The sequence below is a fragment of the Streptomyces sp. NBC_00443 genome, assembly GCF_036014175.1.
In the GTDB taxonomy this organism is placed as follows: Bacteria; Actinomycetota; Actinomycetes; order Streptomycetales; family Streptomycetaceae; genus Streptomyces.
On record NZ_CP107917.1, the window covers coordinates 6,202,623 to 6,214,653 of the forward strand.

Here is a 12,031-nt window from a genome sequence, read left to right on the forward strand (position 1 = left end):
TGATCAACGGGTCTCTCCCGCCCGCACCGATCCCGTCCGAGGGTGGTCGGTGACGAGAGGAGCAGAACATGCTGACGTTGGTGACAGGCACGACAGGACAGGTCGGCCGGCGCTTCGTGCCGAGGCTGCTGGCGCAGTCCCGGGCGGGGGAGCAGGTACGGGTGCTGGTGCGGGACGCGGCGCGGGGTGAGCCGTTCGCGGAGCTGGGCGCCGAGGTCGTGGTCGGCGATCTGCGGGACACCGAGTCGCTCGGCAAGGCGGTCGTCGGGGCCGACGCGGTCGTGAACGTCGCGGCCTCCTTCCGCGGGGTCCCCGACGAGGAGGCGTGGGCGGTCAACCGGGACGCGGCCGTGGAGCTGGGGCGTGCGGCGCTGGCTGCCGGGGTGCGGCGCTTTGTGCAGGTCAGTACGGGGCTGGTGTACGGCACCGGACGCGGCCGCCCGCTCACCGAGGACGACGAGAGCCGGCCCGGCGGGGCGATGTGGGGTGCCTACCCGGAGTCCAAGGCGGCGGCCGAGCGGGAGTTGCGCGGGATGGAGGGGCTCGACGTACGCGTCGCCCGGCTCCCGTTCGTCTACGGCGAGGGCGATCCGCATCTCGCGCAGTCCCTGATGTGGGCCAAGAACTGGGCTGCCACCCAGCGGCTGCACATGGGGCATCACGCGGACGTGGCCCAGGGGCTGCTGCGGATCCTGCATGCGCCGGGGATCGCCGGACGGGCCTACAACATCGCCGACGACGTTCCCGTGACGGCGGTCGAGTTGCATCAGCTCAACGGGGTCGAGATCCCGGCGGAGTTGTACACCCGTGCCGATCCCGATCCGTGGGCCGCGATCACCTCCACGGAGCGGATTCGTCGGGAGCTGGGGTATCGGCCGTTGTTTCCGTCGGTTTATGCCGCGCGGGACGCCGGAGCGCTGTGACGGAGTGCCGCTCTGGGCCGTCCAGCGTCTGCGGGCGCGTCGTGGCTGATCGCGCCCGCGCGGCGGAGCCGCAGATCGATACAGCCCCGCGCCCCTTGGGGCGCTGCTGAACCGTGGGCTGCCTAGTCCACCCCCGGATCCGTCCCACCAGCACCGCCCCCGCCAGCCCCGCCACCAGGTACAGCACCCGGTATCCGCCGAGGTGGGTGACGATCGGGGCGGCGAGGGCGGGGGCCGCCACCTGGGGGAGGGCGTTCGCCACGTTGATGACGCCGAGGTCCTTGCCGCGGTCGAGGGCCTTCGGCAGGACGTCCGTCATCAGCGCGAAGTCGACCGACATGAACACCCCGAGGCCCAGGCCCAGCAGCGCCACCACGACGATCGCGCCCGTCCAGGTCTGCCAGCCGGCCAGCAGGCCCGTGGCCGCCGCCATCAGCACCCCGGACCACATCACGAACGGCTTGCGCCGGCCCACCCGGTCCGACCAGGCGCCGCCCACCACGACCGTGGCCACCAGGGTCACGCTGTTCGTACGGCAGCACACCCGCCACCGCGAACACCGCGCACGCCGCATACCCCGTCGCGATCCCGCCCGCCGCCGTCGCAAGACCCGTGCCGACGACCGCCCCGAGGATCTGCGCGGCCCCCAACCAGCCGCCCACCACACCCCGTTGCAGCCGTGGCACCCGGTCCGGCACCGCCGCCGTCACCGCCGCGAAGGACGCGTTCAGCGTCAGCTGGACCAGACACCAGCCGACCGCCATCGCCCACAGCCCGCCCGCCCCGGCGAGCAGCAGCAGCGACAGCGCGCCGCCCGCCGCGCCGCCACGATCCTCCCCCACTCTCGACTTCGCTCGAGCGGGGGGACCCCCACCGTGCGGCGGCCCCGGCGGGCCGTGGTGCGGTCCGACAGCGCCCCGAAGACCGGGTTCGCCACCAGCGACCCGACCGCGCCCGCGCCGGTCACCCATGCCAGCAGCGTCTCCTTCGACATCCCGGTGCCGGGCGCGAAGTCCTCCGCCTGCTGGGCCAGCAGGATCTGCATCGGGCCGTACCAGCCCACCCAGACGGCCACATTGGCCAGTGACAGCCCCGCCGTCCAGCCCCGGCCGACCCGGTCGACGGGCTCCGCGAGGGCCGAGGTCACCCCTGGGCCCGGAGCAGTTCCCGGTACCAGGCGTAGGACGCCTTCGGAGTCCGGGCGAGCGTCTCGTAGTCCACGTGCACCAGCCCGAACCGTCGCGCGTATCCCTCCGCCCACTCGAAGTTGTCGAGCAGCGACCAGACGAAGTAGCCGCGTACGTCCACGCCCGCCTCGATCGCCTTGTGCAGGGCCCGGACGTGACCGTCCAGGTAAGCGATCCGCTTCTGGTCGTCGGTCCCCTCGTAGGAGCAGCCGTTCTCCGTGATGACGACAGGGGGGAGCTTCTCGCCGTAGCGCTCACGGAAGCCGGTGAGCAGCTCCGTCAGACCCTCCGGCACCACCGGCCAGCCGAAGTCCGTGACCGGGACGCCCTCGACCTCCCTGACGGAGAAGGGGAGTTCGGCCGGAAGGGTCAGGCCGCCGAACTCGATGTCCTCGCCCTGCGGTGCGCCCACCCGCGTCGGCGCGTAGTAGTTGACGCCGTACCAGTCGATCGGTTCGGCGATGACCTCCAGGTCGGCGGAGACGTCCCCCGGCATCAGCTCATCGAGTCCCGCCGGGTATGCGCCCAGCAGCAGCGGGTCGGCGAACAGCCGGTTGAGCAGGACGTCGTAGAAGTCCGCCGCCTCCAGGTCCGCCTGCTCCCGCGACGCGGGCCAGGTCGGGCCGTGCGAGTTGGCGATGCCGATGTCCGTGGCGCCGGCCGCGCGCAGGGCGCGTACCGCAAGACCGTGCGCCAGCAGCTGGTGATGGGCGACCGGGAGCGCGTCGTACATGAGCTGCTTGCCGGGGGCGTGGGCGCCCAGGGCGTGCCCGAACAGGGTGTGTTCGGCGGGCTCGTTCAGCGTGATCCACTTCTGCACGCGGTCGCCGAGGCGGTCGGCGACGACGGACGCGTACTCGGCGAAACGCGACGCCGTGTCCCGCTCCAGCCAGCCCCCTTTCTCCTGGAGGGACACCGGGAGGTCCCAGTGGAAGAGGGTCGGGACCGGGCGGACGCCCGCCGCGCACAGCTCGTCCACGAGGCGGTCGTAGAAGTCCAGGCCGCCCTCCCGGCGCACCCGCGGCCAGGAGATCGAGAAGCGGTACGCGCCCACGCCCAGGCCGGCCAGCAGCGCCACGTCCTCGCGGTAGCGGTGGTAGTGGTCGCAGGCCACCGCCGCCGTGGAGCCGTCCTTCACCCTGCCCGGCTCGGCCGTGAAGGCGTCCCACACGGACTGCTCGCGTTCGCCCACCGCGCCCTCGATCTGGTGGGCGGACGTAGAGACGCCCCACAGGAAGCCGGCCGGGAACTGGGATATCGGGTTCGTCGCCATGGGCCGGATCATCCGTACCGCTGGTAACAGAAGTCAACGCCCAGGCATGAAGCGCTGGTTACGCACCTTCCTTCAGCACCCTGGAGATCAGCTTGCGCTGTTCGTCCGTGAGCCGGGGGTCCGAGCAGTACACCGTCTTGCCGTCCACGGTGATCTGGTAGCTGAACCCGTCCGGAACCCCGACGGGTGGCGTGCCCCGGCCGGACGCGACCGCGCGCTCGGCCAGGGCATGCCACTCCTGGGCGTCGGGCCGCCCCGAGGTGTCCACCTCGGCGTGCCGCTCGATGCCCGCGAATCCACCCGTGCGCCGTACCAAAATCCGCATGGGTCCCTGTCTAGTACGGACCTACTGGATCCGCACCCCGACCTGCTCCCACGCCTTCGACACGGCCTGGAGCTCCTCGCCGCCCTCGCCGAAGCGCTCGCGGGCGGCCTTGACGGTCAGCTTGGCGAAGTCGGTGAACATGGCCCGCTCCGACAGCTCGCCACCGGTCAGGACGTCGTACCAGACCTGTCCCGCCTTCTCCCACGCGTTGCCGCCGAGGGCGGTGGCGGCCAGGTAGAAGGCGTGGTTGGGGATGCCGGAGTTGATGTGGACGCCGCCGTTGTCGCGGCCGGTGCGGACGTAGTCGTCCATCGTCGCGGGCTGCGGGTCCTTGCCGAGGACGTCGTCGTCGTACGCGCTGCCCGGCTCCTTCATGGAGCGCAGGGCCTTGCCCGAGACGCTGGGCGCCAGCAGACCCGCGCCGATCAGCCAGTCGGCCTCGGCGGCGGTCTGGCCGAGCGTGTACTGCTTGATCAGCGCGCCGAAGACGTCCGACATGGACTCGTTCAGGGCGCCTGGCTGGCCGTAGTAGGTCAGGTTGGCCGTGTACTGGGTGACGCCGTGGCTGAGCTCGTGGCCGATGACGTCGATCGGGATGGTGAAGTCGAGGAAGATCTCGCCGTCCCCGTCGCCGAACACCATCTGCTCGCCGTTCCAGAAGGCGTTGTTGTAGTTCTCGTCGTAGTGGACGGTGGCGTCCAGGGGCAGGCCGTCGCCGTCGATCGAGTGGCGGGCGTATGCCTTGAGGAAGAGGTCGAAGGTGGCGCCGAGGCCGGCGTAGGCGCGGTTGACCGTGGCGTCCTGGCCGGGGCCCGCGCCCTCACCGCGGACCTTGGCGCCGGGCAGGGAGGTCCGGTGCCGGGCGTCGTAGATGGTGCGCAGCGGCTGGTCCGACGGTGCCTTCGCCGTCGGGGCGGCCGCGAGGGCGAACTCGGTCGTGACACGGCGCCTGCCGCGCAGCTCGCTGTCGCGCATCAGGGTCCGGCGAGCCGGGCCGGAGAGTGCCGGGTCGTCGTTCCGGGCCAGTTTGTCCAGGACGTGCGGCGGTACGACGGTGCAGAAGACGGGCTCGAAGCCCCCGTTGGTCGTCATGACCGGCACCATTGCACTGCGTTAGCGAGCTGTCACTAGTCGCAACCATGATTGGTGAAATATGCGGATAGAGGGCTGCACGCTCTGTGACGAAGTGGTATGGCGCACGTTTTGTCCTATTCGTCCCTCGGGTCCCGCATACTGATACGACGCCCCGCACGGGGAGCGGCTCGGCTAGCATGCTTCGCATCATGCGTTTCGGGCTGCTTCTTCTTAGCTGCCGCGGCGAGGGCCTGTAGTCCAGGTCGACTCCCTCCCCGCGGAGCTTGGCGTTGCGTCGTCGGCCGTCCTTCCGGACATCCTGAGGAGCCCGAAGCATCATGGCGAACCGCCAGCAGCCCAGTTCCATGCCGATCCACAAGTACGGCCGCTACGATCAGGTCGACATCCCGGACCGCACCTGGCCCCAGCAGCGTGTCACCACCGCCCCCCGCTGGCTCTCCACCGATCTGCGTGACGGCAACCAGGCCCTGATCGACCCGATGTCGCCCGAGCGCAAGCGCCGGATGTTCGACCAGCTGGTCAAGATGGGCTACAAGGAGATCGAGGTCGGCTTCCCGGCGTCGGGCCAGACGGACTTCGACTTCGTGCGGTCGATCATCGAGGAACCCGGGGCCATCCCCGACGACGTCACCATCTCCGTACTGACCCAGGCCCGCGAGGACCTGATCGAGCGGACCGTGGAGTCGCTGAAGGGCGCCAAGCGGGCCACCGTCCACCTGTACAACGCCACCGCCCCCGTCTTCCGCCGGGTGGTGTTCCGCGGCTCCAAGGACGACATCAAGCAGATCGCCGTCGACGGCACGCGGCTGGTCGTCGAGTACGCGGAGAAGCTGCTGGGTCCGGAGACGGAGTTCGGCTACCAGTACAGCCCCGAGATCTTCACCGACACCGAGCTGGACTTCGCGCTGGAGGTCTGCGAGGCGGTGATGGACGTCTACCAGCCCGGTCCCGGCCGCGAGATCATCCTCAACCTGCCCGCCACGGTGGAGCGTTCGACGCCGTCCACGCACGCGGACCGCTTCGAGTGGATGCACCGCAACCTGTCCCGCCGCGAGCATGTCGTCCTGTCGGTCCACCCGCACAACGACCGCGGTACGGCCGTCGCCGCCGCCGAGCTGGCGCTGATGGCCGGCGCCGACCGCATCGAGGGCTGCCTGTTCGGGCAGGGCGAGCGCACCGGCAACGTCGACCTGGTCACCCTGGGCATGAACCTGTTCTCGCAGGGCGTCGACCCGCAGATCGACTTCTCCGACATCGACGAGATCCGTCGTACGTGGGAGTACTGCAACCAGATGGAGGTCCACCCGCGCCACCCGTACGTGGGCGACCTGGTCTACACGTCCTTCTCCGGCTCCCACCAGGACGCCATCAAGAAGGGCTTCGACGCCATGGAGGCCGACGCGGCCGCGAAGGGCGTCACCGTCGACGACGTCGAGTGGGCCGTGCCCTACCTGCCGATCGACCCGAAGGACGTCGGCCGCTCCTACGAGGCCGTCATCCGCGTCAACTCGCAGTCCGGCAAGGGCGGTATCGCGTACGTCCTGAAGAACGACCACAAGCTGGACCTGCCGCGCCGGATGCAGATCGAGTTCTCCAAGCTCATCCAGGCGAAGACGGACGCCGAGGGCGGCGAGGTCACCGGTGGTGACATCTGGGCGGTCTTCCAGGACGAGTACCTGCCGAACCCGCAGAACCCGTGGGGTCGGATCCAGGTCAAGAACGGTCAGTCGACGACGGACACGGACGGCGTGGACACGCTGAAGGTGGAGGCGACGGTCGACGGCGTCGACACCGTCCTGTCCGGTACCGGCAACGGTCCGATCTCGGCCTTCTTCGACGCCCTGCAGTCCATCGGCATCGACGTACGGCTGCTGGACTACCAGGAGCACACGATGAGCGAGGGTGCGTCGGCGCAGGCCGCCTCGTACATCGAGTGCGCGATCGACGGCACGGTCCTGTGGGGGATCGGGATCGACGCGAACACCACGCGTGCGTCGCTGAAGGCGGTCGTGTCTGCGGTCAACCGGGCGGGGCGCTCCGCTGGGGGACACCGGTAGGTCGTGCCGCGGTAGGCCGTGGGATTGCCGCGGCGCCGTGGGGGCTGGTCGCGCAGTTCCCCGCGCCCCTTACGGGGCGCTGCCCAACCCTGGTTCAGAGGGCCCCGCTCGCCGATTCTCGGTGGGCGGGGCCCGTCCGTTTTCGGCCATTGACCTGTGCAGGTCACGGAAAGGTCTCGTCCAGGGTGCTGACTCCGCCTCCATGATGTGGCTAACATCACGCAAGCGCGGCGATGTTGCCGCGGGGTTACGGAGGTGCGACGTGCTGCCAGGACGGGGACAAGACGGCCGTGCCGCCAGGCTTGCGCGCATTCTGGGCACCCGCACCGCATGGTCGGCCGTCGGTGACGGCGAGTTCTTCTGCCCGGGCTGCGGGGGTGACCGCAACTTCCAGCGGCTGACCGGGCACCGCCGCTTCACCCTGCTCGGTGTGCCGGTCCTGCCGCGCGGCGAGACCGCCCCGGTCGTGGAGTGTGCGGCCTGCCGGCGTCACTTCGGCACCGACGTCCTCGACCACCCCACCACCACCCGCTTCTCCGCGATGCTCCGTGACGCCGTCCACACCGTCGCCCTCGCGGTGCTGGCCGCAGGCGGCACCTGTGCCCGTCCGTCCCTGGAGGCCGCCGCGGCCACGGTGCGGGCCGCCGGCTTCGACGACTGCACGGAGGAGCAGCTCAACGCCCTGGTCGAGGCCCTGGCGGCGGACACCGGGCGCGTGTTCTCCGAGCCCTGCGGTGCCGGACTGGCCATAGAGCTCCACGAGGCCCTGGACCCCCTCGCCCCGCACCTCGCGCCGCCCGGCCGGGAGTCGATCCTGCTCCAGGGGGCGCGCATCGCCCTGGCCGACGGCCCCTACACCCCGGCCGAGCGAGACGTCCTCGCGACGGTCGGCTCCGCGCTCACCATCTGCGCGGAGGACGTGACGAGGCTGCTGGCCGCGGCGGCACGGACGCCGTCGTAGGCCCCGGCGGTCGTTACTCCCCAGGGAGTAGCCCCGCCCGTGTGTCACCCCGGGCAGTACCGCCCAACTCGCCCTCCCGCCCGACGAATCAGCCCTCTCGCGCCGGAAGTCTGGAAGCGACCCGGACACCCGACGCGGAGGGAGGCCCGTCAGATGGGGGCCGCAAGGACAAGCACACGACGACGGAGGGCCGTGCCCTGGCTCGTGCTGGGGCTGTGGATCGCCGTACTGGCGCTCGCCTCGCCGTTCGCGTCGAAGCTGGCGGACGTGCAGCGGGACCGTGCCGTCGACTATCTGCCGGCGAGCGCCGACTCCACGCAGGTGGCGAAGATCGAGGACCGGCTGCCGGGTGGCGAGGCCACCGAGATGGTCGTCGTCTATCACCGGGACGGCGGGCTGAGCGCGGGTGACAGGGCGACCGCCGCCGACCAGATCGAGCGGATCGCGGGCGCGCACAGGCTCACCGGCGAACCGCAGGGCATTCCGTCCCAGGACGGCACCACCCTGATGTACCCGGTCGCCAGCACCGAACCGGGCCAGGACGAGAAGGCCCGGGACGAGCTGGTCAACTCCGTGCGGGACATCGCCCAGGACAGTGACGGACTGAGCGTCGACGTGGGAGGGGCGGGCGCGCTCGCCACGGACGCGAGCGAGGTCTACAACTCGCTCGACGGACCGCTGCTGTACACCACGGCCGCCGTGGTCGCGCTGCTGCTGATCCTCATCTACCGCAGCCCGTTCCTGTGGCTCGTCCCGCTCGCCGTCGCGGGCATGGCCGACTACCTGTCGATGGGCGTCGCCTACGGCCTCAACCAGGGGTTCGGAACGTCCGTTTCCGGCCAGAGCTCCGGGATCATGACGATCCTCGTGTTCGGGGCGGGGACCGACTACGCGCTGCTGCTCGTCTCCCGGTACCGGGAAGAACTACGGCGGATCGAGCGGCCCTACGACGCCATGGCCGCCGCGCTCAAGGGCTGCGGGCCCGCCGTGCTCGCCTCCTCCGGCACCGTCGCCGCCGGACTGCTGTGCCTGCTCGCCGCCGACCTCAACTCCAGCCGGGGCATGGGCCCCCTCGGCACCGTCGGCGTGCTGTGCGCGTTGGCCGCCATGCTGACGCTGCTGCCCGCGATCCTCGTGCTGCTCGGCCGGCGCGTGTTCTGGCCGCTGGTGCCCCGGTACGGCAGCACGCCCAAGGCCCGCCGGTCCCTGTTCACGGCGATGGGCAGCTCCGCCGGACGCCGGCCCCTGACCGTCCTCGCGGGCGGCGCGGTCCTGCTCGGCGCGCTCGCGCTCGGCGCCCTGAACCTGCCCGGCAACCTCAAGCAGGAGGACTCCTTCACCAGCAAGCCCGACGCGGTCGCCGCCATGGAGACGCTCGGCAAGGCCTACCCCGAGCGCGGCACCCAGCCCATCACCGTCATCACGCGGGAGGGCCGCGCCGCCGAGGCGCTCGCATCGATCCGCGGCACCGACGGCGTCGACAGCGCGCAGGAAGGCCGTACCGGAAACGGCTGGACGGAGATCTCCGTCCTCGCCACCGCACCGCCCCAGTCCGCCGGGGAGACCGCCACCATCGAGGTCCTGCGCGACAAGCTCGACGGCTCCTACGTCGGCGGGCCGAGTGCCGAGCAGCTCGACCTGAAGGACACCAATGCCCGCGACCGCCTGGTCGTCGTACCGCTCGTGCTGCTGTCCGTGCTGCTGATCCTCATCGCCCTGCTGCGCTCGCTCGTCGCGCCGCTGATCCTGGTGGCCGCCGTGGTCGCCGTGTGGGGCGCTGCGCTCGGCATCGGCGGGCTCGCCTTCGGGCCGCTCTTCGGCTTCGAGGGCACGGACCCGGGGCTGGGACTGCTTTCCTTCGTGTTCCTGGTGGCTCTCGGCGTCGACTACGGCATCTTCCTGATGCACCGGATGCGCGAGGAGTGCCTGAACGGCGCCGAACCGGCGTCGGCCGCGCTCACCGCGCTGCGCACCACGGGCGGCGTCATCGCCTCGGCCGGGCTCGTCCTCGCCGCCACCTTCGCGGTGCTCACCAGCATGCCGCTCGTCCCACTCGTCGAGCTGGGCTTCGTCATCGCCGTCGGCGTGCTGCTGGACACCTTCCTGGTCCGCACCTACCTGGTCACCAGCGCGAGCGTGGCACTGGGGCGCAGCATGTGGTGGCCGGGCCGGCTCTCCCGCGCTCCCGGGGGACCCCGGCCGCCGGTCCCGCCGAAGGAACCGGAGCCCGTGGCCGTCTCCGTGTCCTGACCGACCGGCGCCCCTCCTTCCCGGAGGGGCGCCCCCGTCCCGGAAGATGAACTCCGTGCAGGCAACCACGACGGCCCATCGGTCCCGCATCGGCGAGCGGGCCATGGCAGCGATCAACCGCAATCCCCTGACCGCCCCGCACCGCACCCGCAACGACGCACTGCTGGCCCTGGCATGGGCCGCTCTCGCCACGGTCATGGCCCTGCTCGGCGACCCCGAACGGCGCCCCGACGCGCTCGGCTGGACCCTGCTGCTCGCCGCCCACGTGCCCCTGGTGTGGCGGCGCCACCGGCCGTTGCTGGTGCTGCTCGCGGTGATGGTCTGCATCGCCCCGTACCACGCCCTGGAGAACAACCACGCCGCGCCCATCTTCGCGACCATGGTGGTGCTGTACACGGTCGCGGCGACCGGCACGGTGCGCCGCACGCTGCTCACCGGCGCCGCCGTCCTCGGCGTGACACTGGTCCTCAACGCCCTCACCAACCCCGACGGGACGGTGGAGATCCTGCGGATCTCCGGCTGGGTCTTCGCGTTCCTCTTCTGCGGCATCGACGTGCGCTACTACCGTCAGTACGTCGCCGCCATCGTCGAACGAGCCGAGCGCGCCGAACGCACCCGCGAGGAGGAGGCCCGCCGCCGGGTCGCCGAGGAGCGCCTGCGCATCGCCCGCGACCTGCACGACCTGCTCGCCCACAGCATCACGCTCATCGGCGTGCAGACATCGGTGGCCGCGCACGTCCTGGCCGCCGACCCCGGGCGGCTGAACCGCGAGGCGATCGCCAAGTCGCTCGACGACATCGCCGGGACCTGCCGCACGGCCCGCGGCGAGCTCCGTACGACACTGGAACTCCTGCGCGAGCAGGGCGCGGTGGGCGAGGCGCGCGGCCCGCTGCCCGGGCTGGACGGGGTGCCGGACCTGGTGGAGGCGGCGCGGCTGGCCGGCGCGCGGGTGGCGTCGGAGGTGCGGGTGCGGGAGGCGCCGCCCGCCGTCGGGGCGGCCGTGTACCGGATCGTGCAGGAGGCGCTGACGAACGTCGTCCGGCACGCGGGGCCCGAACCCGCCGTACGCGTCGAGCTGTACGAGGAGCAGGGCGCCCTGCACGTGTCCGTCACCGACGACGGCAGCCGCCCCGCCCCCGGCTCCACCACATCCGTCCCCGGCTACGGCCTCGTCGGCATGCGGGAGCGGGCCCGCAGTGTGGGTGGCACACTCGACGCCGGGCCGGGCGACAAGGGGGGTTTCCGGGTGAGCGCCGTACTGCCTGTCGGGAGCGACGGGGGAGGACAGAGATGATCCGCGTCCTGCTCGCGGACGACCAGACGCTCGTGCGGGAGGCGTTCGCCATGCTCGTCGAGTCGGCCCCCGACATGGAGGTCGTCGGCCAGGCGGCGACCGGCCGGGAGGCCGCGGAACTGGCCCGCGGCACCCGCGCCGACCTCGTAGTGATGGACATCCGCATGCCCGACCTCGACGGCATCGAGGCGACCCGCCTGATCGCGGCCGACGAGGACCTGGCCGGGGTGCGGGTGCTGGTCCTCACCACGTACGACACCGACGAGAACATCGTGGACGCGCTGCGCGCCGGCGCCTCCGGATTCCTCGTCAAGGACACCCGCCCGGCCGAACTCCTCGACGCCATCCGCACGGTGGCCGCGGGCGAGGCGCTCCTGTCGCCGGGGCCGACCGCACGGCTGATCGAGCGGTTCCTGCGCAGCCCCTCCGCCCCCACGACAGGCGGGCCCGAATGTCTGTCCGAACGTGAACGCGAAGTGCTGACGCTGGTCGCCCGCGGGCTCAACAACACGGAAATCGCGGAAGCATTGGGGCTCAGCCCGCTGACGGCGAAGACACACGTCAGCCGCATCATGGGGAAGCTGGGGGCCCGCGACCGGGCGCAGTTGGTCATCGTCGCCTATGAGTCAGGGATGGTGACACCGGGGATCCTGTGACGGACAGGGC

At 71.4% G+C, this 12,031-nt stretch carries 9 protein-coding genes and 1 pseudogene; 6 read left to right on the plus strand and 4 right to left on the minus strand.

The window, feature by feature from the left end; genetic code table 11:
* Nucleotides 1-68 precede the first annotated feature (68 nt).
* Nucleotides 69-923 carry an NAD-dependent epimerase/dehydratase family protein gene (locus tag OHO27_RS28065; RefSeq protein ID WP_328427735.1) on the plus strand — a complete coding sequence of 285 codons (855 nt, stop codon included), beginning with the start codon at nucleotides 69-71 and terminating at the stop codon, nucleotides 921-923.
* On the opposite strand, the pseudogene OHO27_RS28070 reads toward OHO27_RS28065, so the two are convergent.
* The 4 genes and pseudogenes from OHO27_RS28070 to OHO27_RS28085 form a co-directional block, all read right to left on the minus strand.
* Nucleotides 835-2,070: pseudogene (locus OHO27_RS28070) on the minus strand (MFS transporter). The gene OHO27_RS28065 and the pseudogene OHO27_RS28070 sit on opposite strands and share 89 nt — an antisense overlap.
* Nucleotides 2,067-3,395 carry a GH1 family beta-glucosidase gene (locus OHO27_RS28075; RefSeq protein WP_443059618.1) on the minus strand — a complete coding sequence of 443 codons (1,329 nt, stop codon included), beginning with the start codon at nucleotides 3,393-3,395 and terminating at the stop codon, nucleotides 2,067-2,069. The pseudogene OHO27_RS28070 and the gene OHO27_RS28075 overlap by 4 nt, the downstream one beginning before the upstream one ends.
* Nucleotides 3,396-3,441: 46 nt before the next feature.
* Entirely contained in the window at nucleotides 3,442-3,708 is a 267-nt protein-coding gene (locus OHO27_RS28080) for a protealysin inhibitor emfourin (RefSeq protein ID WP_328427737.1), read from the minus strand.
* A 21-nt stretch (nucleotides 3,709-3,729) separates the two neighbouring features.
* The gene (locus OHO27_RS28085; RefSeq protein ID WP_328427738.1) at nucleotides 3,730-4,800 is read right to left on the minus strand and encodes a M4 family metallopeptidase; all 1,071 of its coding nucleotides are present in this window, start codon (nucleotides 4,798-4,800) and stop codon (nucleotides 3,730-3,732) included.
* Between the two features lie 320 nt (nucleotides 4,801-5,120).
* Here OHO27_RS28085 and leuA point away from each other — a divergent pair, with 320 nt between their 5' ends.
* From leuA to OHO27_RS28110, 5 genes are all read left to right on the plus strand, one after another.
* Nucleotides 5,121-6,860, plus strand: coding sequence for a 2-isopropylmalate synthase (gene leuA, locus OHO27_RS28090; RefSeq protein WP_328427739.1), 1,740 nt, complete (start codon nucleotides 5,121-5,123; stop codon nucleotides 6,858-6,860).
* A gap of 262 nt (nucleotides 6,861-7,122) precedes the next feature.
* Entirely contained in the window at nucleotides 7,123-7,821 is a 699-nt protein-coding gene (locus OHO27_RS28095) for a TerB family tellurite resistance protein (RefSeq protein WP_328427740.1), read from the plus strand.
* A 153-nt stretch (nucleotides 7,822-7,974) separates the two neighbouring features.
* Nucleotides 7,975-10,071, plus strand: coding sequence for an MMPL family transporter (locus OHO27_RS28100; RefSeq protein ID WP_328427741.1), 2,097 nt, complete (start codon nucleotides 7,975-7,977; stop codon nucleotides 10,069-10,071).
* 46 nt (nucleotides 10,072-10,117) lie between these two features.
* Nucleotides 10,118-11,365: a sensor histidine kinase gene (locus tag OHO27_RS28105; RefSeq protein WP_328427742.1), complete on the plus strand. Its 1,248-nt coding sequence runs from the start codon at nucleotides 10,118-10,120 to the stop codon at nucleotides 11,363-11,365.
* Nucleotides 11,362-12,021 carry a response regulator transcription factor gene (locus OHO27_RS28110; RefSeq protein ID WP_328427743.1) on the plus strand — a complete coding sequence of 220 codons (660 nt, stop codon included), beginning with the start codon at nucleotides 11,362-11,364 and terminating at the stop codon, nucleotides 12,019-12,021. Before OHO27_RS28105 ends, OHO27_RS28110 begins: the two co-directional genes overlap by 4 nt.
* Nucleotides 12,022-12,031: the final 10 nt, after the last annotated feature.